Raw genomic sequence first — 24356 nt, 5'->3', positions numbered from 1 at the left:
TAAATTATGTTATTAATATATCCATTAATTCCATTCTCCCGAAATATCGCTAGCGACTGCGGAATTGGCATTCTTCTCGGCTAAAGGTATTGGTAACAACACATTTTTATCTTGAAACGGCTGTGTGCCGTCTTCAATTTGCCTTTCTGCATTTATTGTTTGCTTTGCAATACCCCAACGTATCAAGTCAAAATAACGGCTTTGCTCGCCGGTTAGTTCTAACCGTCTTTCGCGCATTAAGATGCTCATGGCATTTGCCTGGCTACCAAGCGAGGTATAAAGCGTAGCATTAACACTTGGCCTGCTGCGCACCTTGTTAATTAAGACCAATGGCTCCGCGCCTGTGTTACCCTGTTGTATGTAGCTCTCTGCCAGCATAAGCAAAACATCGGCATAGCGTATTACCTGGCCATTTATACCACTTTGCGGCCCGCCAAAAGATGCTTGTTTGTTATAATATTCATATTTAAGCCACTCGTACCCTTTTGAGGCGAAGGGATAAGCTACAGCGCCACCAGGGGTACACTGTTGGCAATATTGTGTTTGCCCGCCACTTGCAGCATCACCATAAAAGGTGAAGGCGGCGCGGGGATCTACGTAATTTGCGGCCGGGTTTTGTGGGTTAGGATAGGTAAAAGCCTTAACAGCGGTTGTAGTTACAAGTACATTGTTCCAATCATTCCAACCGTATTCCTGCGCACGGTCTGAGTGTGTTGCTTTTCCACCCCAGGTTTCCTGGCCTCCAAAAACGTAGTATTGGTTACCTATACCCCAATCTGTCCATTGCTGATTCATCACCTGAAAAATGCTTTCAGGATTCAGAGCCGGGTCATTCTGTTTCGGATCATCAAAAAGATCGTTATAAACCGGTGCCAGCGAATAAGTGAAAGGTGCCTGGGTTAACTTTGTAAGTTCGGTTTGCGCCAATGCCCATTTTTTCTCGTATAAATAGGATTTACCCAAAAGCGCCACAGCAGCCCCTTGTGTAGCACGTCCGTAACTTTCAGAAGAATAGGAAAGAGGAAGGCCTGCTTCAGCATCTTTCAGATCTTTTTCAATAAATGCCCAAACATCGGCAACGGGTGATCTGGCAAGGTTTATTTCTGCAGGCGTTGGCTGCGTTATATAATGGGTACGAAGTGGTACCCGGCCATACAAATTAACTAATTGAAAATAAGCATAAGCCCGCAGGAATTTGGTCTCGGCGATATATTGCGTTTGGTGTGTTGTCTCTACAGGTTTAGCCGGATCGGGCTTCCATACCTGCGCACGATCAATAACCACATTGGCACGCGCTATTATCTGGTATAATGCTGACCATATTTGATTCGCCTGGTTTTGATCGGCACCGAAATTATACTGGGCCAGTTGCAGCAGATCACCTCCCAGGGGCTGATTGTTTTTGGTATCATAGCCAAGCAGATCGAGAGTAAAATACCACTCGCGTGCCCACAAACCGCTATGCAGCAAACCTGCGTAAGTTGCCACAACGGCCTCGTTTAAAGCAGCATCACTGGTAAAATATGTATCAGAAGTGTACGCACTTTTATTAACCAAGGTCAAATCTTTTTTACACCCTATTGAGAGTGCCAACAGACCTCCCGTCATAACGAATTTTATATATTTTTTCATAATTATATTTTTCAAAATGTTACTTAAAATCCTGCTTGTATCCCGAATAAAATTGTACGCGGCTGTGGAATCTGGCCACGATCAATGTTGCGATTAAAAATAAGATCGCCGCCGTCAGAGCCTATTTCGGGATCATACCCTTTATAGCCGGTTATGGTAAATAAATTTTCAGCAGCAATGTAAATGCGCAGCCTACTTAAAACATTACCCGAAAACGTTTTCAAAGCGGCCTTACTAAAAGTATAGCCCAGGGTGATGTTACGGACACGTAAATAGGCGCCGTTGTCTATAAAGAAATCTGATGGCCTTAAATTTCCGGACCCGTTGTCATTCTGTCCAGCCCTTGGCAGAGCTGCATTGTCTCCAGGCTTTTGCCACCTGTTTAATATGGCGGTTGAGGCATTATGCCCTGTGCCTGCGAACTCCAAAGTGGATCTCAGATCATTTCCAATTTGCACACCCTGCACACCTGATAGTACTACATTCAGGTCGAAACTATGGTAAGTAGCACCCATGTTTATGCCATACATAAACTTTGGAATTGCGCTTCCCAAAAACTGCTGGTCTTTTTCGTTAACGACGCCATCACCGTTCAGATCCTTAAATATAAAGTCGCCGGGTTTTATTCCAGACTGGTAAACCGCAGTCGCACTGCCCGTTTTCTGCTGTGCTATTGCATTTAATGCATCAATTTCAGGCTGGTCTTTGGCTACATGATCAACCTTATAACCATAGTATGCCCCGATAGGGGTGCCGGGCTTGGTTAATGTCTCAGCAACACCTGTCCCGCCCACAATTGGCGTTGGCGATTGGGTGCCTAAGGATATTGTTTTATTACTGTTAAAAGCACCGTTAACGCTTACGTTATAGCTAAAATCATTTCTTGCCTCAGAACGGTAACCTAACTGAAATTCAAAACCTTTATTTTGTGCATTCGCCGCGTTAACAGTTTGTGTGCTGCCGCCTGTATTTATCCCTATACCCAAACTTGGTGGTACGGGTATATTAACCAATAACCCACTGCTTTTTCTATTGTAGTAATCGGCGCTAAACGTTATTCTGTTGTTGAGAAATGCCAGGTCAATGCCAGCATCGGTTTGGTCAGTTGTTTCCCAGCCTAATAATCCGTTTCCGATAGTAATAAGCGTTGTGCCGCTATTAAATTGCTCATTCTGCCCGAAGGAATACACCAGGTTTCCCGCAGTCGATCCATTAAAGGTATAAACATCGCTGGCAGTAAGAGAGATGCGGTTGTTACCTGTGCGGCCCCATCCTACGCGAAGTTTACCATCGCTGATAAAGGGAAGAGCTGTTTTTATAAAATCTTCCTGACTAAAGCGCCATGCTAAGCCCACGCCTGGAAAATTACCGTACCGGTTTGCCTTGGGAAAGTTGGATGACCCGTCGCGCCTTAAACTGGCAGAAAGAATATACTTTTCGTCAAAAGAATAGATCAAACGTCCGTAATAAGATTGTTCGATGCCTGCTCCATTGGCATAACCTGAAGAACTGGCTGCAGTAATTTTTGTAGCTACGGATATGTCCTTTACTTCATCGGTTAGCATACCGGTACCTGTCATGCTAACAAATTTGCTGCTGCCTGCATCCTTGTAACTTGTACCTGCTGTTAGCGAAATATTGTGTTTGCCAAAGTTGCGGTTATAGGAAAAATAATTTTCAATGGTGTAATGGGAGTAGTCGTTAAAACTACGGCCGGCTTGCCTGTCGAAAGCCAGTTTATTGGAGGTTACGTAGGGTATATTATAAGAATCGCTCGCACTACTGCCATATTCTAACGATGCTTGTGACCTAAAGCTCAAACCATCGATAATTTTTACTTCGCCAAATACCTGAGGAAATAATGTCAGTTCATGGCTGCTTTGGGTTTTTACGCCTAAATCTGCTAACGGATTTACAGCATTACTGTCATCATCAATATTGGTAAGGATGGAGTAACCGCCCGGAATTGAAGCATCATAAATGGGTTGATAAGGTGCATATTGAAGCGCGTTACCTATGCCTGCTACCTGGCCCGCCGTTTTGGAATACCTCAAATTTAAGGTTTGCCCGAAACGAAAACGGCCTAATTTTTCTTCTAAGGTAAACCGGTTTGTAAACCTTTTTAATTGATAATCCCTGATTGTGGCTTGCTGCGTTACATAGCCAGCCGACATATTATAGATAACCTTATCACTTCCGCCGCTTATAGTTACATTATTTTGTGTTGATAAAGCTGTTTTAAAGATCTCGTTTTGCCAGTCGGTTCTGTCAACCAAAACATAAGGAGTGCTAAGTTTTGCCGGTGTTTGATTATTGTTCGAAACATCAATATCTTTAAGGAGCTTTACATAATCGGCAGCGTTCAGCAGATCGAGCTTTTTAGGTATGGTGGCAAAACCTACCTGCGAAGTAAACGATACCTGGGTGGCACCAGATTTACCTTTTTTTGTAGTAATGATCACAACACCGTTAGCACCGGAAACGCCATATATTGCTGTAGAAGCCGCATCTTTTAATATGGTTATGCTTTCAATATCCTGCGTGCTAATTTGATTGAACAAGCCTTCATTACCCTGTATGCCATCAATAACGTACAGCGGGCTAACATCTGTGAAAGAACCCACACCACGTACAATAATTTTAGCAGTTGAGCCAGGCACACCATTTGTAGGCACTACCTGAACGCCAGGCGACTTTCCTATTAGCAGTTGGGCGGGACTTAGTGATGTGTTGGCACCGGCATCTTTTGCAGACACTACATCAACGGCACCTACCAGATCTTTTTTGCGGGAAGTACCGTATCCTATTACCACTACTTCGTTTAGCCTGCTGGTGTTTGGCATCAAAACAACGTCAAGTGCGCCTGATGCCGGCACTACTACCTCTTTTGAATCGTAACCAATAAAAGAGAATATCAAAGTACTTCCCGGAGCAGCATTTATGGAATAGATCCCGTCGATGTTCGTGCCCGTGGCCTCGGTTGTGCCTTTTATTTTAACGGTTACGCCGGGGAGGGGAGCTCCATCGTCCTTGCCCGACACTTTACCGGTAATCTTCCCCGTTTGGGAAAAGCCCGGCAAACTTATCATAATACCTGATAAGGTCATCCCGATGATCATCAGGAATTGTTTTAGTAGTTTTCTTTTCATGAATTTAAAATTTAAGTAAATAATTGTGGATATTATTGAATTAAGGCTAGGCTAATTGGATATAAAAGATTCATAATCAACACATAATTATATTTGCAAGCTGAAATTCATCTTAGCATTTTTCACATCGTCCTGGTAACAACCCGGGGCAGTTTGATAGCAATAAATAGCTATGGTTTTACGGCAGCAATCGATTGCTTAATTGTGGCATAAAAACTCATAACACAGTCCATCAGCAAGTCTTTTTGCCATTGCATCAAACTTTAAACTGCGCTCAGCTGCTTAGTAAATCAAAAAATAAATTAATTGTCGGTTTAATTGATATTGGTAGAACATTACTCAAAAAGCAGCGCGAGAAAACGCTGCGTTGAAATGCTATTCTGGGGGATGAAGCTATGATAACCTAAAAAAAAGAGAGGGGTACGGATGACTAAAAATATGGACCAAAAGTACAATCCGATATAACGCTTTATAAATAAGCATGTTATGCATTCAATCAATCAACTAAACCATTCCTTTTAGTTGCGGCTGTTGCCTGGAGTTTAAAATATACTGCCCAAGCCACCGCTCGATTGTTGGAATAAGACCGATTTCATGGCATCTGTTATCAAACCATCCTTAATATTGCCTGGCGATCGATTCATGTAAAAACCCGAATTACTGGTTATTTATCAAACATTACTGCTTATAGGGATCAAGCAGAGTAGTTGGGGGATAGCGTAAAAAATTATTTGTTTTGCATTTAGAAACGAATACGCTTATAGACGTGCAAGTAATTATAATTCTGCAAAAACCTGCTTCGCTTCTTCCTTTTTGTGGCCCGGAACCCGGTCAACCTCTTTGTATTCACGTTTTAATGAATTGTAATAGTCAGCATCGGTCTTGCCCGCTGCTAACGGCACAGTCCGTGTTGATTTACGTATTTCCATCAATGGGCAATTTCACAGTAATAGAGATAGCTTAGCTCAAGAATCTATAGTAAATCAACACATCCAAGAATTAATTCTTTACCTTGGGTTTTTCAATTGGCTTTCGTTGCCAGTAGGTTGCTAATAGCGATCCTGTAATATTCATTAGCGGACCGAAAACTGCAGGAGCCAACCCCACGGTTGCCATTTTACCCATCTCCTTTGCCAGGCCCGATGCCAATCCGCCATTTTGCATGCCTACTTCTATGGCCATGGTGCGGCAATCGCGCTCGTCCATTTTAAACAGTCGGCCAGCCCAATAACCCAGCGTATAGCCCGATAGATTGTGCATCAGTACTACCAACACCAGCATAAAGCCGATATTTAAAAGGCTTGCCCGGCCGGCAGCGGTAATCACTACTATGATTAGCGCTATGCCAACCATAGATACGATGGGCATCACAACCTCCAGCCATTTTGCTTTTTTCAGCAGGTATTTATTAAACAATATGCCTGCACAGATTGGAATAATAACCATCTTGAAAATGTCCCACATCATGGTCAGCACATCTATTTTAATAAAAGCGCCGCCCAGCAATTTCATCAATAGTGGTGTAAAAAACGGCGCAAGCATGGTTGATACCGCCGTAATGGTGATAGATAATGCAAGATTTGCCTTAGCTAAATATGATATAACGTTGGATGCCATGCCATTTGGCGAGCAGCCGATCAGGATGATGCCGGCCGCTATCTCGGGCGGGAAGCCGCTCAATTTTGCCAGTGTAAAACCAAGCGATGGCATAATTAAAAAATGACTGAACACGCCTATAAAAACGCCTTTGGGCATCTTAAGCACCCCGGCGAAGTCTTTCACGCTCATAGAGGTGCCCATACCAAACATGATTAACTGGATGAGAGGGGTAATGAGTATGGATAGCTTCACTCCACTTATGCTGATAAAGTACTGCGGATAATATAAAGCTGTAGTAACCGCCGCAAAAATAATCAACGTGTACGAAAAGCCTTTGAGCTCAGTAAAGCCTCTGCAGGCAACTGCGAACAGTAAAAAACAGGCAATAAGCAGCAAACCTGCGTTAGCTATTCCGCCGCCGATAATAAGGCCCAGCCCGATAAGCAGGCATAAAATTGCAAGCGCTGCCGCTATTTTATAAATATTGATCTTCTTCATTTTTTTTGTGAGATATTTCTGATGAGTTGCCAATATTTACCAGGTTCGTTTTTGCATAAACTCGTCCAACTGCTGGCGGGTCATTTTCATTTCGCCGGGGTGTTGTTCCAGCCATTTCATAAAGGCATCTTTTATGGCAGGAGCCCACTGGCTGTCAATTTCGCCGGTGGTGTAGGTGCCGGCCTTAAGCATGGCTTGCCCAAATTTATCGCGCAGCCCTATAAATTCTGCTGTGGAAATCACCTTTTCGGCGAGATGCGCAGGGATAAACAACACGCCTTCCTTTTCTGAGATAACCAGATCGCCGGGCAAAACGATGGCATTACCTATGCGGATAGGTGTATTAAGGCCCATTAAAACCATATCTTGCAGGTAAGACGGGTGAAAATCGCGTACGAATGCGTTAAAGCCATCTATTTTGGCAAGCCCCGCCAAATCTCGCGCCGAGCCGTCAAAAATCACTCCATTGCCCGATTTGCTAAATATGGAATTGCCCAGGTTATCGCCGATAAGCGTACCTGCTTCTATCTTACCAAAACCATCGGCTACATACACATCGCCATTAGTCAGTACATCAATGGGCCAGGCATTGGTATTGCCCTTACGGCCCTGTTTGCTGCCACGTTCTTTAATATTCTTTTCAATGTCCGGGCGCGATGGCATAAACATTGCAGTAACCACCCTGCCAATAACCGGTTTATCATTAACGGTTTTCCAGTTGCCCTCAAACTGGTTGTTGTAGCCTTCGTTACGTAAAACTGTCCAGGCTTCTTCAATACCTACGTTTTTAGCCCGGTCCAGCAATGCATCGGGGATCTTCGGCCGCCCGTCTTTAAACCGTTCGCCTTTCCATTCTGACGTGTAAAACATTAATTCCTCCCTTGATATGGTTTGCGCCTGTACCTTGCCCGCAAGTAAAATTGCGGGTAGCAGCACGCCCATTGCAGCTACTTTTAACTTCATATTTTTGTTTAATTTGGTTTATAATTGGTATGCTCTTAAGTATGCATTAACTCACTCGCTGCTTTTAGATAGTACAACCGGGTTATTGCCGATGCCGTTTAAATCGTAAACTATTTTACCGGCGCGCAGGGTTAGCTCGCATTCCAGTTTTTTATTAGCCTCAACCGTAAAGCCTGTGTAATCAAAAAAACCAAACTTACCTTCTCTTACGTTCAGTATGGCTACATCTGCCTCGGCACCTACGCTAAGGTTACCCAGGTCCTCGCGCTTAATTTCCATAGCGGGGTTTGCTGTTGATGCTTGTATCACACTTTTCAGGTCCATCCCCATGGCCAAAAATTTCGACATGGTGGTTAACATATCCTTCATGGCATTATTCATGCTGCCGGTATGGATATCGGTACTTATTGAGTTTGGAAAGAAGCCTTCCTTTATGGCGGGTATGCCCTGCGAGTAAGCAAAACTGATACCGCCATAACCAACATCAAAATAAATACCCCGCTTGCGTGCCTGCCAAACAAAGGGCTTTACCCGCTGTGTTTGCAAATCAACAATGTATTCGCGATTGCTCAATTGCCCAAAGCAATGGGTGAAAATATCGCCGGGCCGCATGTGCTTAGTAAACAATTCTTCGAGTGGCAATGGAGGTCTGCTGCCGCCAAAATCAACCATTACTGGCAGGCCTCCGGCTAAATTACCGGCTTCTACGGCACGGTCTATCGGAGCCCATTCGTGTCCGTCGTAGTGGGCTAATTTAAAGCCGACTACATACTTCTTGTACTTACGCGCAACAATTGCCGACATTTTTGGATCCATATCGTTCATATCCTGCTCGTAGCCGCCCCGCATACCTTCGCCAACAATGTTGATGAAAGCCAGCACCCTCGTTTGCGATTCATCAATAGTTTGTGCCTTAAAGGTAGGAAAGGTACGCCAGCCCGAGCTACCGGCATCCACCACGGTAGTAACGCCGTTACGAAACGTGAAGCCATCCGGCGGCAAAGCGAGGTTGCCGTTCTCATACTGGTGATCGGGCTGGGTGCCAAAAAAATTGTGGGAGTGTATATCTATCAGCCCCGGTGTAACATACAATCCCCTGGCATCAATAACCTGTTTGCCTAATTGGGCATCAATGCTTTTTGATACCTGTGCAATTTTGCCGTCAGCTATGGCAACATCCATCACGCCATCAATATTATTTTTAGGGTCGATAACGTGGCCCCCTTTTATAATTATGCTATACTTTTGCGCATCGGCCCGGCCGCATAAAAAGGCCATACTCAGCATTAAAATAAGTATCTTCTTCATCAAAATCAGTCAAAAATTTAAAAATAGCATCTCCCGTTAAGCCTCTGTATTGTAAAGGCCCTACCAGAAAAAGCAAGAAAATAAATGATTATCCCCGCGGTTTTAAATTGCCCCTAGGCGGTTAAAGCTTGCTGTAAAATCTGTTTCACCCGGTTAGCAACAACCTCTATTTGGTCTTCCCGTAGAAGCACCACGCCAACAATCAGCGCATCACCTTTATCATTAGCTACAATACTTGGCGTGCCGTTTTTCAGCGCCGCCAATACATCCTTAGGGTTTGTGCGTATTTTGGTTTGGTCCCACCTTACAAAAAGGCTCGGGAAGTTATTTGCCGGCCCCGGGTCAACCACCGTTTCGGTTTTAACGGTTGGCAAGGCCTCCAGCCTGGTGCCAATAGTTTTGGCGCGCAATAACCAATCTGCCCATTCTTTTTTATGATCGCGGTCCAAATACGATTTAAGTGCGGCGTACATGCCAAACATTTCTTCCTTGTTCACTTTCATCGGGCGGCCTATCGGCGCCTCGTGCGGGCTGTGGTTTAGCCTTGCCGCAGTTATCAGGTCCTTACGGCCAAATAGCAAGCCGGCACTTTGCGGGCCGCGCATCATTTTACCACCCGAGAATGTAACCAGATCGAAACCCATCATCTGGAATTTAAAAAGATTCTCTACCGGCGGTACATCGGCGGCAGCATCCAAAAATGTAGGGACTTTTTTGGCTTTGGCAACATTCAAAAACTCCTGGTGGGTAATACTGCTTTTATCGGCCGCATTAAAAAACAGGGCCATTACGGTATTGCTGTTGATGGCATTTGCCATTTCATCGGCACCCTCAACTTCTATAATTTTAGCCCCGGTAGTGCTTACTGCCTGGTCGAACAGATACCTGTGCGATTTTTGCATAATCACCTCGGGCCTTGGGCCGGGATGATTGGGCAACATCTTTATTTTTTCTGCATCGGTACCTGTAATGCAGGCCGCAGTACCCAATACCATAGCGCATGCCGCGCCGGATGTTACCATCGCAGCTTCAACGTGCAGCATTTCGGCAATTTTGCCGCCCACCTTATCCTGCAGTTCGTACATGTTGGCAAAATCGCGCGAGGTGGAGTTGATGGCCTCCAGCACTTCGGGCAGCATCAGCGAACCTGATAAAAAGGTCATGGTAACGGATGCATTGATAACCGGCGTAACGCCCAGTTCCTTAAACAGGTTGCGCTTTGGCGCCACAGTTGGCACAGGGGCAATGGTTTTATGTATAGATGAAGCCCTTGCGGCCAAGGCCCCTGTAAAGGGGAGGATAGACAAGCTTTTAATAACGTTTCTGCGTTTCATTTTTGTTGTTAATAGGGAGTATTAAACTTAGATGTAGGCAATGCAATCCATCTCGACAAGAGAATCGCCGGGGACGCCACCCTTTGCAACTGCAACGGTGGTGCGTACAGGAGGCTTTTTGCCAAAGCGGCCTTTGTAAACCTCGTTCATGCCTTTGTAGTCGGCAATGTCGTTCAAATAAACATTCACTTTTAAAACCTTCTCCATAGATGAACCGGCTTTTATTAACTCTGATTCCAGTTCTTTCAGCACAATTTCGGTATGCTCTTTTATTTCAAAAGGCGCTACGTGGGCACCTTTACCCGCAATAAATACCATGTTACCCAATTTGGTTGAGCCCGAAAACAAGGGTACATCCTGGTATTCGGTTACATTATTCACTTCTTTTTCTTCAGCGTTTACAACGTTGGCCTTTGCTAAGCCAAATACAGAGATACCGGCAATTGAAGCCAGCATTTTTTTTACGATAGATCTTCTTTCCATTGCTTGGTTATTTATTGGTTATAAATGATGTAGTTGGTTGGTTAACTACGAATTTTAAATAACCCGCCGGGTGTAGTTCCCCGGCGGAGTTATGCCCTCTTTAATAAAAACCACACTTTTTAAGGGCGGTCCCACCACATCCGGGTCAGGAACTCATCGGCTCCCTGGCGTGTAATTGTAGCCTGGTAGTTTTCACCGTTTAAGTTTTGCTCGGTAGCCGGGTATAAAAACCTTCTGAAGATTTTACCGCCGGTAGCATTACCCACATAAGTATTTGGCACAAGCGCAGGGAAACCTGTGCGCCTGTAGTTTGCAAAAACTTCTGTTGCATTTGGGAAAACACCCACCCAAAACTGGGTGTGGATTTGCTCCATTTGCGCGGAAACCGAACCTGCCGTATTCAGCTTATGGTATTTAATGTAGGTTTGGATTTGGTTGGTGGTGATGGCACCGCCGGTACCAAAAAGCGCCCACTGCCGCATAGATGCGCTGATGCCGTCCTCGTACGACGTGCTTACACTTGCACCGCTGTACCAACCACGCAACGCGGCTTCTGCCAGCAGGAAGTTGGTTTCGGCATTCGTAACCAGCAAGTATGGGCTGTTGAGTTGCAAAATAGTAGCCGGATTTGGTTCAGAGTAAGTGCCAAAATCGGCAGGTTTAGTGCCCAACTTTGCCGACATACCTTTTTGTACCGCAAATGAGGTATCGGCTTTGCCGCCGATCCAGGCTACAGAGAGTACTCCTAAACGCGGGTCATTGTTGGTTTTAAGGTAATCAATAAACACATCCTGGTATTTACCGCCTTCCTGATTACTTACCCCATCTGCCTTCACATAATCGGAGTTAAGCCAATTTAATGCAAGCGGGTTTTTGTTGATATCCTGCCCTGCAAGCACATAACCGTTTACCTTAGCAATATCGGCATCGTTTAAAATAACGCCACCGGCAATTGCCTTTTTTGCCCATGCTTCAGCTGCAACAACGTCAACCTTGGTCATCCGCATTGCCAAACGAAGCATCAAGGAGTACGAGAACTTTTTCCATTTAGGCACATCGCCGCCGTAAATCAGGTCGGCAGCACCAAAGGTGGTTTTGCCTACGTTAAGTGCTGCAGCGGCTTCATCAAGTTCTTTAAGCATGTCGGCATAAATATTCTTCTGCTCATCATACCTTGGCTTATAAATAGCTTCGGTATAACCTTTTCCTGCATCAGAATAAGGCACATCGCCATACAAATCGGTAACACGGCTAAAGCAATATACACGCCAGATACGAGCGGTAGCCAGTAGGTTTACCTGCTCCGGGTTGGTATTTACCTGGGCTATAACCTGCTGTATCTCGTTTATCTCGTGCGGGTAGGCGTTGTTAAACACCGGCCACGATTGCCCGCTTTGGGCAAGGATATATTTGGCGCCAAAACCTGCTACATCATTGTAACTGGTAGTGTATTGCATGGTGCCGTGCAGCAGGTTGAGTACATCGCCCGTACCATCTAACAATGCTTTGGTGAATACGAAAGCAGGAGTTGGGTTTGCCGATGCGTTTGGGTTGGTGTTAAGTACTTCAAAATTCTTATCGCAAGCCTGCAAGCCCATACAGGCGGTAATACAAACTGCTAAATATTTTAGGAGGTTTTTTTTCATGTCAATTGTCTTTAAAATGATGCTGGCATTAACCTGATTTAATTAAAACTTAACCATTAAATTTAAACCAAAGCTTCTGGTTCGGGGCAAGCCAAACGATTCAAAACCCTGGCTGGAACCATTGGTAAAGCTCGATTCCGGATCGAAGTTGTCTGTTTGCTTATAGATAGTAAGCAGGTTGCGCGCCACAAGCGATACGCTTGCACTTTGCAGGCTCAAGGCTTTGAGCCCGCTTACCGGGATGCTATAGCTTAATATTACCTGGCGCAGTTTTACGAAGCTACCATCGTGCAGAAATAGCTCTGAGTACGATTTATAGTTATCGTAATACGTGCGAAGGTTAGCTACCGATACGGTTCTTGAATACGGTGCTCCAGTTTGATCTACCCCGCTGATAGCTAAACCGCCATCACGACCGGGCAACGTTGTTTTCATTAAACCAAGACGCGTACCGTAGATTTCCATTAACGATAATACCTTGTTCCCAAATTTGCCATCTAACAACACGTTAAGACTAAACCTTTTATACCTAAAATCGTTAGAAAGGCCCATGGTTAGCGGTGCAACACCTTTACCCAAAGTTTGCAAACCTGTTGCAACAGGCAGCCCGGTTGTAGCATTAAACACTACGTTGCCGCTGGCATCTTTCATCATACGCGTACCTACGATAGAACCGTAAGGCTGGCCAACAATGTTGTTGATATAACCCCATCCGTTTACCGATGATGCCATCTGGATCTGGTTGAGCCCCGCCGCAAGCTTAACCACTTCGTTTTTGTTATAAGCAACGTTGTAGCTGGCGCTCCATGTAAAGATTGCTGTTTTTATTGGCGTACCGTTTATCAATCCCTCGATACCTTTATTGCTCAGTTCGCCAACGTTTAACAGTACGTTGTTATAACCTGTAGTGCCCGTAATAGCGGTCGACACAATATCGTCGGTTGTTTTACGGTCGTACACGGTGATATCAAATCCAATACGGCTGTTGAGAAAGCGCGCTTCGATACCAGCCTCAATGGTAGTAGAGGTGTAGGGGCGTAAATTCTGATTAGTGATCGTTGTGCTGGATACCGTTTGCAGTGGCTGGCCCGAACTTGGCAACATAATAAACGCCTGGTTTATCTGGTACGGGTCCGGCGCGCCGCCACCCACCTGGGCCCATGATGCACGCACTTTGGCATAGTTTATACCCTGCGGCAATTTAAATGCTTCTGACAGTACAAAGCTACCACCTACCGACGGGTAAAAAATGGTGTTGTTTTGCGGGCTTAACGTGGAAAACCAATCCTGGCGGCCGGTTACAGTTAAGTAAGCAAAGTTTTTATAACTGATATCGGCCGAACCCATTAAAGAGTTGATGGCTGTTTTGTTATTGGTAGGGGTGTTAGAGATTGTAGATAAGTTTGTTGGGCTATAAAAGTATGGGATGATGTAATTACTGCCAATAGTATTAGCCTGGTTGTAAACAGAACGTTGCTGATTACCGCCAACAAAGGCCGAGATACCAAAATCTTTTACTTTGCCGTTGTAGTTTAAGGTTAATAAACCGTTGGTTTCCGATGCATCAACCTTTAGCTCGTTGTATTGTCCGTTTGGCACATAAAGCGTGCCCGTTGGCAATACATAATTATAATTGTAAAAGTAAAAGTCGCGGCTTACCACACCTTTTAACGACAGGTTCTTGATGAACTCGTAGGTTACGCCCGCCTGGCCTATAAACCTGTTCTTAGTATCGCGTTGCTGATATTTGTTTACCACAAAATAGCTGTTTGATGCGATGGGTGCGTCATTCCAGGCTATTTCGTTACCATCGGCATCATATCCCGGGTTAAGCCACCTTATGTCGGCCGTATTGGCTATCATGTAGGGTGTCCAGTTGGGGTTACCTAAAGCATCGCCGGCGCTTGGCCTGTTTTTGGCTTGCTCGATGTTGTATTGCGCAAGCGCATCAAAACTCAGCTTTTTGCTCAATTTGCCGCTAACATTTAAGTTGCCGGTTTTGCGATCGTAGCTGCTGTTAGGCAAAATACTTTTGCCGTTAAGGTCGGCAACAGAAAAACGGTAGGTAAAGGCCTCGGTTCCACCTGTAAATGCAACGGTATTGGTAAATGTAGAACCTGTACGATAAAAGTTTTTGATGTTGTCGCGCTGAGCGGAGTACGGGTGTTCCAATCCATCGGCAGCTACGTAAGTAGAGCCATCTATTTTGGCACCGAATGAACGCCTGCCAGTTGTTATGGCAGCGGCCTGTGTCATGGGCTTTACCCCACCATCGCCCTGGCCATACTCGTACTGCCATTGAGGAAAAACAGCCGGCGTTTCGGCGGTGTATGTAGTGTTGTAATCAACGCCAACGCCTTTTTGCGCACGGCCTTTTTTTGTGGTGATAAGTATAACACCGTTTGCCGCCCTTGCGCCGTACAATGCTGCTGCTGTACCTCCTTTAAGTACGCTTATCGATTCGATATCATCGGGGTTGATGCCAGCAATGCCATCGCCGCGGTCAACGTTGCCGCCGCCTGCATTGGTTGTTGCACTACCACCCGGTACCGAGTTATCAATTGGCATACCGTTAACCACGTATAAGGGCTGGTTACCGCCCGATAGCGAACCATTACCGCGTATGAGCACGCGGCTGGAGCCTCCGGGGCCGGTTGAAAGGCCAGTAGCATTTACACCCGCTACCTTACCGGTAAGGGCATTGGCCAGGTTATTCTCTCTGGCCTGTGTAAACTCTTCGCCCTTAACTTCGGTTACTGAGTATGCCAAAGCTTTTTTCTGGCGCGATATACCCAACGCCGTTACAACCACTTCATTAAGGTTGTTGCGGTTTTCTACCAATTGCACATCAATGGTTTGCCTGCCGTTTACAGCAATTTCCTGAGTTACAAACCCCATGTATGAAAACACGATAACCGTACTCTCATCAGGCACAACCAGCGTGTAGCGGCCTTCTGTATTTGTTACAGCGCCACCGTTGGTGCCTTTTATTTTAACAGTTACGCCCACTAATGGAACGCCCGTGTTATCTACAACCTTCCCGCTCACGTTAACAGGAGTAACGCCTGCAGGCCCAACAGCGGCATCAGCCTTTTTGTCGATAAGGATAACGTTGCCCGATACCGTATAATCCATGCCGAAAGGGTTCAGGATTTTCTTTAATACCGAGCTTAATTGTTCGTTTTTTACGTTGATAGTTACTTCCTGGTCGGTAACAATCGAGTTACTGAAAACAAAGCTTAATTTGGTTTCTTTGTTGATTTGCTTAAGTACATCTTTTACCGGCATATTCACCACTTTTAGCGAAATACGAGTGTTTAGGTCTTGCGCTGATGTGTTTTTTGCCTGTGTTTGAGTAAAGCATACAGAAAAAATAGTGCTGATGATTAGTATCCGCAGGAGTGCTTTACTTAACAAGTGAAAGGACAATGATTTATTTGTCATATATTTGTTCAAAAATTTGTAGTGACGAAATACCCTTAAATGGGAACTATGAATTTGGGGGCTTTGTGCCCCTGAGGGTTGGATGTGCTGGAACACATTCAACCTTTTTTTATGTCTTTTTTTGTTCTATAGGCGGTCAGTTTAGTTTTTAATCAATCAGTTTAGCTAATATTTAATTGTATAAGTGTTGTGCTGTATGGTGTAATTAGAATGGGTGAGCTTCGTTAGCGCCTCTAAAATGCCCGGAAGGCTTTGCGACTCGAAAATACCCGTGATGTGTTCGTGGGCCAGTTTGTTGCTGGCGACATTTATCTGCACGTTGTATTTATTGTTTAGCTTAACAACAACATCCTGCAGGTCTACATCCTCAAAAATCAATTTGTTATCTATCCAGGCAATTGCGTCTTCGGGAGCGGTCATTTTACCGAGCCTAAAAGTTCTTTCGCCCGGTTTTGCAGTTGCCCATTGCCCACGGGTTAGTATAGCCAATGCCTGGGTTTGCTCGTCCTTCACAGCTACTTTGCCGGTAAGCACGGTTACATTCATGGCTTGCATGGGTGAATAGGCGCTAACGGTAAAAGTTGTACCCAATACGTTAGTTAATAATTTACCGGAGTGGATTACAAACGGCTTGTTTACGTTGTGTACTACTTCAAAATAGGCCTCGCCCTTTAAATAAACTTCACGGGTGCTACCATCAAGTTTTTCGGGGTATCGCAATGTACTGTTTGAGTTGAGAGTAACCTTTGTACCATCGGGCAATAAAACAACCTTTGTATTTGCCGGGGCTGCGTATGCTGTAATATAATTTACAGAAGCGTTGATAACTGATGTTTTATAGTAAAAAAAGAATGCCGTAACGCTAATGATAACCGCAATGAGTGCTGCGGATCCAACGTATTGCCTCCGTTTTTTAAGCGCCCATAACCTTAACAAGATATTGTTACGCATGCCATCCCAATTGGGTTGATGAGCTGCGGAGTCAACCTGGGCATTTTGCCATTGTTGTTGCATCGGGCCGTCAAAACCCTCAAAATCCGGGGAGGCCTTAACCAACTCCAAAAATTCGTTAAACTCTTCCTTCGTACATTCATTATTAATGTACTTATTTAAAAGGTATTCCTTCCGCTGCCTATCGTTCATTAACTGTGGTTTAATATGCTAAAGACACAGCAAAACGCATAACAGACTAATGGAAGTAAAGAAAAAGTTAAAAAAATATTAAAAAATGGTATTCCCGCTTCCAAATAGCTTGGAATCGACGACTTAGAATTAGATAATTAGATAAAATACTAAAAATCGCCTAAAAACAGACTATACTTAGTGTATTTTTTACACCAAAATGGGCACTTAGCTTATAAAACTGCTATCTGCTTAAATAAATAGCGGATACGATGGCTATTAGAGTTGGGTTTACGCCATTTTTTGCGAGGAAATTATTAATAAAGGCCAGCGCGGCTAACAAATGATTTTTAACGGTATGTTTTGAAAGATTAAGCATAGTGGCTATCTCATCATAATTTAAGCCATCTTCTTTACTCAGTTTATATACCAGTTGCCTTTGCGGCGAAAGATGGTTAACCGCAGCTGAGATGAGTTGCTTACACTCAGATACAGCTATGCCCGCCTCGGTATTATTATCGTTTGTAACGGCTACCCGCATCAATTCGTTTACCAGGCGGGTATCGCTGGCAGCCTTGCGCAAATAATTGAGGGAATAATTGCGCGCCATAGTATATATATAACCACCCAGGTTGTTTACATCCTGCAGAGCCTCTTTATTCAGCCAGAGTTTAATGAAAATTTCCTGCGTTAATTCTTCTGCTGCGTAATCAGATTTGGCAATAGCATACACCTGGTTATAAACTTGCTTTTTATAACGTTCAAAAACTTCTTCAAATGTAAGATCCTGGCGTCTGTTTAAACTGAAGGCCCTCATTTATAATACTTATGGCGCAAATTAGGAACCTAATGTAATGAAAAAAATACATTTAAAAAGCAAGAACGTAAATTGTTGGTTATTTATCAAACTTTGCTGGTTATAGATGAAGTCTGTTTAATGGTTTGCCAGTTGGTTTACCAGGCAGGTGAATAACATTATGGGGCAAATTGTTTGCATAAAATAGTGATACTCATCACTATTTAGCACCTCCTCCGTCACATTTCAAACGCACACGGGCCTTACCTTTGATTTACATCTGCATCTTTCTGCTACTAATTCAAATGTAATGCCCGCTCATTCAATAACTTGTGTCCTTGCGCTTAACTGTGGTTCATCCAGCCTTAAGTTTTGCCTGTATGAGGGTGCCAACCTAAAGATATTGCGGTCGGGTGCTATTACGCAGATAGGCGGTCATAAGGGCCGATTTGAAATTTTTAACAGCCGCCATAATTTGCTTAGAGGAAAAACCTCAGCATACGCTACCATAGACGAAGCAGCCACAGAGATCATAGCGTATCTGGACAAGCATAAACATGAATTCGCATTGTCTGCAGTTGGGCACCGGATAGTTCAGGGAGGCCCCGACCATCGCGAGCCGGAATTGATTGCCGATAAACTGCTTCAACAGCTTGAGGAATTGGTTTATCTCGCTCCCAATCATTTACCCGGCGAGCTGGCGGTAATCAGCGCCATCCAAAAAGTTTATCCAAAACTGCCACAAGTTGCATGTTTCGATACGGCATTCCACTGCAACATGCCCAATCATGTAAAATACTACCCACTGCCCCATGAGTTTCAAACCAAAGGCCTGATGAAGTATGGTTTTCACGGCCTCTCCTATCAATACATTATGCAAAAGCTTATTGAAACCAACCCGGCGACTAAACAGGAAAAGATAGTTATAGCTCACCTGGGTAATGGCGCCAGCATGGCCGCAGTTGATAATGGTGTGGGGATTGATACCACCATGGGCTTAACGCCGCTTGGTGGCCTGGTAATGAGTACACGCAGCGGCGACCTGGATCCCGGCGTACTGCTGTTCCTGCTAAAAGAACACCACTTAACCGCCGATGAACTGGATAAATTGCTCTGCAACGAATCGGGGTTAAAAGCCATCTCGGGCATCAGCGATGTTGCCGAATTATTAAAGATGGAAGAACATAACCCAAAAGCCGCTTTGGCACTAACGGTTTTCTGCTACCAGGCGCGCAAATTTATAGGTGCGCTTGCTGCCTCTATGGGTGGCCTAAACCGGCTGGTTTTTACAGGCGGGATTGGGGCTAACGCCCCGAAAATACGGGTACGCATTTGCGGTGGCTTAGAATTTATGGGTATCGAAATAGATGAAAAAGCAAACAACGGCGGCCTTCAAACTATATCGGCCCAACCAGGCGGGGTAACCGTGCAGGCCATGCAAACAAATGAAGAACTAATGATAGCCCGGCTGGTTAGCCGGGTTCTGAATAATATTACCATTAATTAAAATTAAGATGGATTTGAAAACGATAGATACAATTGCCGATGCCTTAAGTGCGGAAGAACTACATAAGATCCATGCTTACTGGCGTGCATCTAACTACCTGTCTGTTGGGCAGCTGTATTTGCGGGATAACCCTTTGTTAAAAGAGCCCCTTAAACTGGCGCATGTAAAAACTATGCTGCTGGGCCATTGGGGAACCACACCTGGCCAGAATTTTATTTACGCACACCTTAACCGTATCATCAAGAAATACGACCTGAGTATGCTGTTTGTATCCGGCCCCGGGCATGGCGGGCCGGCTGTGGTAGCGGGCACTTACCTGGAAGGCACCTACAGCGAAATTTATCCGGACATCAGCCAGGACGAAGAAGGTTTAAAAAAATTATTTACCCAATTCTCATCTCCGGGTGGTATTTCCAGCCATGCATCGCCTCAAACACCCGGCTCCATACACGAAGGTGGCGAATTAGGTTACTCCTTAAGCCATTCATTTGGCGCGGTGCTGGATAACCCGGGACTTATAGTTGCCTGCGTGGTTGGCGATGGAGAGGCAGAAACGGGGCCGTTGGCTACTGCCTGGCATTCTAATAAATTCCTTAATCCTTTAACGGATGGCGTAGTGTTACCCATACTGCACCTCAACGGATATAAAATATCCAACCCTACGGTATTGGCACGCATAACCCATGAAGAATTGGAACAGCTCTTTATCGGCTATGGCTGGAACCCCATTTTTGTAGAAGGCTACGACCCGGAGCAAATGCACCGCGATATGGCAGCTGCAATGGATTACGCGGTAGATCGCATTAAACAAATTAAGTACGATGCCGAAAATCCAAACGGACATCGCCCTCGCTGGCCGATGATCATCCTGCGGTCGCCTAAGGGGTGGACCGGGCCAAAGGAAGTTAATGGCTACAAAATAGAAGGTAACTTCAGGTCGCACCAGATCCCGCTTGCGGTATCGGCCAGCAGCCCTCCCGAGCATTTGCATATGCTTGAGCAATGGCTGAGAAGCTATCGCCCCGAAGAACTATTTGATGAGCAAGGGAAATTGGTTGCTGAGTTGGCTGAACTTGCACCCAAAGGCGACCGCCGCATGGGTGCCAATCCGCATACCAATGGCGGGGAATTACTTCATCCGTTGCGCCTGCCGGATTTTAGGGATTACGCAGCTATTGTAGAAGCTCCCGGCGCTAATGGCGAGGGCGACACCTACGTATGCAGCCGTTTTTTGCGCGATGTGATTATAGAGAATGAGAGCCAGCGAAACTTCAGGATATTCGGGCCGGATGAAACCATGTCTAACCGCTTGGATGACGTTTTCAAGGTTACTAACAGGCAATGGGATGCACCCGTTATTAAAAGCGATGAGTTTTTGGCTACCGATGGCCGCGTGATGGAAATGCTGAGCGAACACCAATGTGAAGGATGGCTGGAAGGCTATTTGCTCACAGGCAGGCACGGCCTTTTCAACTGCTACGAAGCCTTTATTCACATTGTCGATTCCATGTTCAATCAACACGCTAAATGGCTCAAAACCTGTTTAGAACTACCCTGGCGCAGAAAAATAGCATCATTAAACATCCTGCTCACCTCTACCGTTTGGCGGCAGGACCATAATGGTTTTACCCACCAGGACCCGGGTTTTATAGACCATGTTGTTAACAAAAAAGCAAACATCGTGAGGGTATATTTACCGCCCGACGCCAACTGCCTGTTATCGGTAATGGATCATTGCCTGCGCAGCTATCATTATGTAAATGTAATTGTGGCTGGTAAACACGCGGCACCGCAGTGGCTGAATATGCAGCAGGCTGTGGAACATTGTACCCGCGGTATCGGCATCTGGGATTTTGCCAGTAACGACCAGGATTGTGAGCCAGATGTGGTAATGGGCTGCAGCGGTGATGTGCCTACCTTAGAAACGCTGGCTGCCGTATCAATTTTAAGGGAACATCTTCCCGAACTAAAGGTGCGCGTAGTGAATTTAGTAGACCTGTTTAAACTGCAAAAAAGCAGCGAACATACCCATGGGCTTACAGATACAGATTATAACGCTCTTTTCACAACGGATAAACCGGTGGTTTTTGCTTTTCATGGATACCCCTGGCTGGTGCACCGTTTAACCTACAACCGGGCAAACAACATCAACATGCATGTGCGCGGGTACAAAGAGGAAGGCACCATTACAACTTCTTTCGATATGGCTGTGTTAAACGAGATGGATAGGTTCCATTTGGTGATGGACGTGATTGATCGCTTGCCACAAACAGGGAGCAAGGGAGTTTACCTCAAGCAAATGCTTGCAGATAAGCTGATAGAACATAAACAGTACATTAAATTACACGGCAAGGATATGCCCGAAATTTTAAACTGGAAATGGGGTGCCGAATCTTCTGCCAAACAATAACCCGCCATGAAAATCTATCTCATCAAATCTTTAATGATATCTGCGGCAACTTTGGTCTCGCTGGCCGGTTGCGGGCAGGGAGCTCCGAAATCTGCAACAACCATCCATCGGGACACTACTATTGCGGTCGCCTCTTTTGATAGCTTACAAATTGCAGGCTTTTTTAAACACTATCCCTTACTTACGCCAAACCAGGCCGAGGTTACCGCTTTCTATAAGCAACGGAACTTTACCTACGCATGGTTTAACAACGGTTTGCTTATTGAACAGGCAAGTAACTTAGCCAGCAGGATCCTTAATTTTAAAAGCGACGGGCTTAGTAAAAGCCCACCCTATCAGCGTGTGCTTGATTCCTTGATAAACGAAACAAAACCAAAAGCAGCCGGCCATCAACCCGAAATTGAGGCAGAGTTGATGCTTACCGCTCAATACTTCAATTTTTCAAAATCGGTTTATGAAGGGATCGACGTCTCGGCAAGCAAAGCAAGCGGTTGGCTATTGCCCAGGAAGAAGGTTGCGTACAGCCAATACCTGGATAGTTTGCTAAAAACACCCGGAAAGCAACTATCTGCAAACGAGCCGGTTTATCGCCAGTATGAATTACTAAGAACCTACCTGAGAAAGTACAGCCTGTTGGCCACAAACGACAAGTGGCTACCTATAACCCTGGGTAAGAAACCTGCTCTTGGTGATACATCTGCAGCAATTCAATTGCTTAGGGCCCGTTTGTATAAGCTGGAGGATTTTAGCGGCGATACGGTGAAGAACACCTACGACCCAGAGATGCAAGGCGGCATTAAAGTATTTCAGAACAGGCACGGGCTGGCCATCAACGGACTTTTAAATAACGAAACCTTAGCAGAATTGAATGTGCCCTTATTGCCACGAATAAAACAAATACTGGTGAATATGGAGCGGAGCCGCTGGCTCCCGGTGAGTTTAAATACAGATTATGTTGCCGTAAACATACCCGAATTTAAAATGCATGTGTACCATGCCGATAGCCTGCTTTGGAGCAGCAGCGTGGTAGTTGGTAAAACTGAGCACCCTACAACCGCTTTTTATGGCGAAATAGAATATGTAGTTTTCAGCCCCTATTGGAACGTGCCGCCGGGGATATTAACTAATGAGATCATACCCGGGATGAACAAGAACGGCAATTATCTGCGCGATCATAATATGGAAATAACCGGGCGTAGTAACGGCTTGCCTGTTGTACGGCAAAAACCCGGAAAGGACAATTCTTTAGGCCTGGTAAAATTCCTATTCCCGAATAGCTACAACATCTACCTGCACGATACCCCTTCAAAATCCCTGTTCGGCGAAACAACCCGGGCTTTTAGCCACGGTTGTATCCGCATAGCCGAGCCTGCGAAGTTTGCCGCTTTCCTGTTGAAAGACAATGCGGCATGGAATGATGCTAAAATCAACCAATACATGCATGCGGGCAAAGAACGATATATAACGCTAAATAAAAAGGTGCCGGTATTCATAGCCTACTTTACCGCCTTTACAGACAGGGGAGGCCATCTTAACTTTAGGAAAGATATTTACAACCTGGACGTGCGACTCGCAGACATGCTACTATCAGGAACCGATATTAACTAATTAATATAAAGGAGTTTAAGAAATATTTTTTTGTGCCAGGCATCATCCTTTTTTATGACAGCCATCATAACTGCCCATGGTTAATAGCCCACCTTTACAGCACATCAAACAACACATCCTAACGCAGGCTTGCGAGGTAGAATGCCCGCAGGAGATCTCGGTATTGCACATCGCGAGGATGAATTATGAATACAATAAAGCACTAATAGTCTCCCATTAATTATGGCACCTAAAAAAATAATACTGCTGCTTACCGACTTTACCAAACGGGCGGAACGCGCAGCGCATATGGCACTTGAACTTGCTATAAATAATAATGCAGACGTATTAATATACAATTCTATAGTATCAATCCAGGCATCCGTTATAACGGACGAAAGGCGTTCGCCCGATGTAGAAATTGCAGCGATGAGTGCTAAGAGTGAGGCTCGATTAATCGTACTGTCGAATTATTTGCGATCAAAATTAACACTGGAGCAACAAGCAGCCGTCACGATCATCACAAAAAAAGGAACGGGCCCGATCGCGGACACCATTGCAGAGCTGGTGGCCGAAAATGCCATTTGGTTAGTAGTAATGGGTAATCATATCGACAAAACCATCGCTACCTTATACTTTGATAGTAATATCCCATCGGTAATGAATTATTGTGGTTGTCCTTTGCTACTGGTGCCTTAATAATTGCCCATAAATTCCCAACCCACAAAAAGCTGATTCCATCGAGTAGGAAAGTAGGGATTAGTTCCCTACTTGTCCTCTCACACCACCGTACGTGCCGTTCGGCATACGGCGGTTCATTAAACAGTAACAGTCTTAAGTGGGGTTGAGATGTCTTTGAGACTTACAAAGCCCATTTT

The 24356-nt window shown here is 45.0% G+C and carries 16 protein-coding genes; 4 read left to right on the top strand and 12 right to left on the bottom strand.

Going from position 1 to position 24356, the window contains the following annotated elements; translation table 11 throughout:
* Positions 1-24: 24 nt before the first annotated feature.
* The 12 genes from AC1DYT_RS02695 to AC1DYT_RS02640 form a co-directional block, all read right to left on the bottom strand.
* Positions 25-1557 (bottom strand): RagB/SusD family nutrient uptake outer membrane protein, encoded by a 1533-nt coding sequence (locus AC1DYT_RS02695; RefSeq protein WP_477468113.1) that lies wholly within the window; start codon positions 1555-1557, stop codon positions 25-27.
* Between the two features lie 98 nt (positions 1558-1655).
* A complete protein-coding gene (locus AC1DYT_RS02690) occupies positions 1656-4781 on the bottom strand; it encodes a SusC/RagA family TonB-linked outer membrane protein (RefSeq protein WP_477468112.1) in 3126 nt (1041 codons plus the stop codon).
* 776 nt (positions 4782-5557) lie between these two features.
* On the bottom strand, positions 5558-5710 hold the full coding sequence (locus AC1DYT_RS02685; RefSeq protein WP_477468111.1) for a hypothetical protein: 153 nt from the start codon (positions 5708-5710) through the stop codon (positions 5558-5560).
* A 70-nt stretch (positions 5711-5780) separates the two neighbouring features.
* Entirely contained in the window at positions 5781-6878 is a 1098-nt protein-coding gene (locus tag AC1DYT_RS02680; RefSeq protein WP_477468110.1) for a bile acid:sodium symporter family protein, read from the bottom strand.
* A 36-nt stretch (positions 6879-6914) separates the two neighbouring features.
* Positions 6915-7841, bottom strand: a complete 927-nt coding sequence (locus tag AC1DYT_RS02675) for an RraA family protein (protein ID WP_477468109.1) — start codon at positions 7839-7841, stop codon at positions 6915-6917.
* Positions 7842-7892: 51 nt separating this feature from the next.
* Positions 7893-9149 (bottom strand): amidohydrolase/deacetylase family metallohydrolase, encoded by a 1257-nt coding sequence (locus AC1DYT_RS02670; RefSeq protein WP_477468108.1) that lies wholly within the window; start codon positions 9147-9149, stop codon positions 7893-7895.
* A gap of 113 nt (positions 9150-9262) precedes the next feature.
* Entirely contained in the window at positions 9263-10483 is a 1221-nt protein-coding gene (locus AC1DYT_RS02665; protein WP_477468107.1) for an aminotransferase class V-fold PLP-dependent enzyme, read from the bottom strand.
* Positions 10484-10510: 27 nt separating this feature from the next.
* Entirely contained in the window at positions 10511-10966 is a 456-nt protein-coding gene (locus AC1DYT_RS02660) for a RidA family protein (protein WP_477468106.1), read from the bottom strand.
* 119 nt (positions 10967-11085) lie between these two features.
* A complete protein-coding gene (locus AC1DYT_RS02655; protein ID WP_477468105.1) occupies positions 11086-12612 on the bottom strand; it encodes a SusD/RagB family nutrient-binding outer membrane lipoprotein in 1527 nt (508 codons plus the stop codon).
* A 42-nt stretch (positions 12613-12654) separates the two neighbouring features.
* Complete coding sequence (locus AC1DYT_RS02650; RefSeq protein ID WP_477468104.1) at positions 12655-16056, bottom strand: SusC/RagA family TonB-linked outer membrane protein; 3402 nt, start codon at positions 16054-16056, stop codon at positions 12655-12657.
* 165 nt (positions 16057-16221) lie between these two features.
* Entirely contained in the window at positions 16222-17199 is a 978-nt protein-coding gene (locus AC1DYT_RS02645) for a FecR family protein (protein ID WP_477468103.1), read from the bottom strand.
* A 223-nt stretch (positions 17200-17422) separates the two neighbouring features.
* Positions 17423-17995 (bottom strand): sigma-70 family RNA polymerase sigma factor, encoded by a 573-nt coding sequence (locus AC1DYT_RS02640; RefSeq protein ID WP_477468102.1) that lies wholly within the window; start codon positions 17993-17995, stop codon positions 17423-17425.
* A 289-nt stretch (positions 17996-18284) separates the two neighbouring features.
* Here AC1DYT_RS02640 and AC1DYT_RS02635 point away from each other — a divergent pair, with 289 nt between their 5' ends.
* The 4 genes from AC1DYT_RS02635 (at position 18285) to AC1DYT_RS02620 (ending at position 24177) form a co-directional block, all read left to right on the top strand.
* Positions 18285-19481, top strand: a complete 1197-nt coding sequence (locus tag AC1DYT_RS02635) for an acetate/propionate family kinase (protein ID WP_477468101.1) — start codon at positions 18285-18287, stop codon at positions 19479-19481.
* 7 nt (positions 19482-19488) lie between these two features.
* Positions 19489-21891: a phosphoketolase family protein gene (locus AC1DYT_RS02630; RefSeq protein ID WP_477468100.1), complete on the top strand. Its 2403-nt coding sequence runs from the start codon at positions 19489-19491 to the stop codon at positions 21889-21891.
* A gap of 6 nt (positions 21892-21897) precedes the next feature.
* Positions 21898-23499, top strand: coding sequence for a L,D-transpeptidase family protein (locus tag AC1DYT_RS02625; RefSeq protein ID WP_477468099.1), 1602 nt, complete (start codon positions 21898-21900; stop codon positions 23497-23499).
* 222 nt (positions 23500-23721) lie between these two features.
* Complete coding sequence (locus AC1DYT_RS02620) at positions 23722-24177, top strand: universal stress protein (RefSeq protein ID WP_477468098.1); 456 nt, start codon at positions 23722-23724, stop codon at positions 24175-24177.
* The last annotated feature ends 179 nt before the right edge of the window (positions 24178-24356 follow it).

This window comes from Mucilaginibacter sp. P1_D10 (genome assembly GCF_056406215.1).
The sequence above is the reverse complement of the archived record's forward strand: the minus strand, read 5'-3'. Positions and strand labels throughout refer to the sequence as shown.

What these genes read in the sequence shown, in the direction of transcription:
- AC1DYT_RS02690 (WP_477468112.1), bottom strand. Translation starts at nt 4,781, where the DNA reads ATGAAAAGAAAACTACTAAAACAATTCCTGATGATCATCGGGATGACC.
- AC1DYT_RS02685 (WP_477468111.1), bottom strand. Translation starts at nt 5,710, where the DNA reads ATGGAAATACGTAAATCAACACGGACTGTGCCGTTAGCAGCGGGCAAG.
- AC1DYT_RS02680 (WP_477468110.1), bottom strand. Translation starts at nt 6,878, where the DNA reads ATGAAGAAGATCAATATTTATAAAATAGCGGCAGCGCTTGCAATTTTA.
- AC1DYT_RS02675 (WP_477468109.1), bottom strand. Translation starts at nt 7,841, where the DNA reads ATGAAGTTAAAAGTAGCTGCAATGGGCGTGCTGCTACCCGCAATTTTA.
- AC1DYT_RS02670 (WP_477468108.1), bottom strand. Translation starts at nt 9,149, where the DNA reads ATGAAGAAGATACTTATTTTAATGCTGAGTATGGCCTTTTTATGCGGC.
- AC1DYT_RS02665 (WP_477468107.1), bottom strand. Translation starts at nt 10,483, where the DNA reads ATGAAACGCAGAAACGTTATTAAAAGCTTGTCTATCCTCCCCTTTACA.
- AC1DYT_RS02660 (WP_477468106.1), bottom strand. Translation starts at nt 10,966, where the DNA reads ATGGAAAGAAGATCTATCGTAAAAAAAATGCTGGCTTCAATTGCCGGT.
- AC1DYT_RS02655 (WP_477468105.1), bottom strand. Translation starts at nt 12,612, where the DNA reads ATGAAAAAAAACCTCCTAAAATATTTAGCAGTTTGTATTACCGCCTGT.
- AC1DYT_RS02650 (WP_477468104.1), bottom strand. Translation starts at nt 16,056, where the DNA reads ATGACAAATAAATCATTGTCCTTTCACTTGTTAAGTAAAGCACTCCTG.
- AC1DYT_RS02645 (WP_477468103.1), bottom strand. Translation starts at nt 17,199, where the DNA reads ATGAACGATAGGCAGCGGAAGGAATACCTTTTAAATAAGTACATTAAT.
- AC1DYT_RS02640 (WP_477468102.1), bottom strand. Translation starts at nt 17,995, where the DNA reads ATGAGGGCCTTCAGTTTAAACAGACGCCAGGATCTTACATTTGAAGAA.
- AC1DYT_RS02635 (WP_477468101.1), top strand. Translation starts at nt 18,285, where the DNA reads ATGCCCGCTCATTCAATAACTTGTGTCCTTGCGCTTAACTGTGGTTCA.
- AC1DYT_RS02630 (WP_477468100.1), top strand. Translation starts at nt 19,489, where the DNA reads ATGGATTTGAAAACGATAGATACAATTGCCGATGCCTTAAGTGCGGAA.
- AC1DYT_RS02625 (WP_477468099.1), top strand. Translation starts at nt 21,898, where the DNA reads ATGAAAATCTATCTCATCAAATCTTTAATGATATCTGCGGCAACTTTG.
- AC1DYT_RS02620 (WP_477468098.1), top strand. Translation starts at nt 23,722, where the DNA reads ATGGCACCTAAAAAAATAATACTGCTGCTTACCGACTTTACCAAACGG.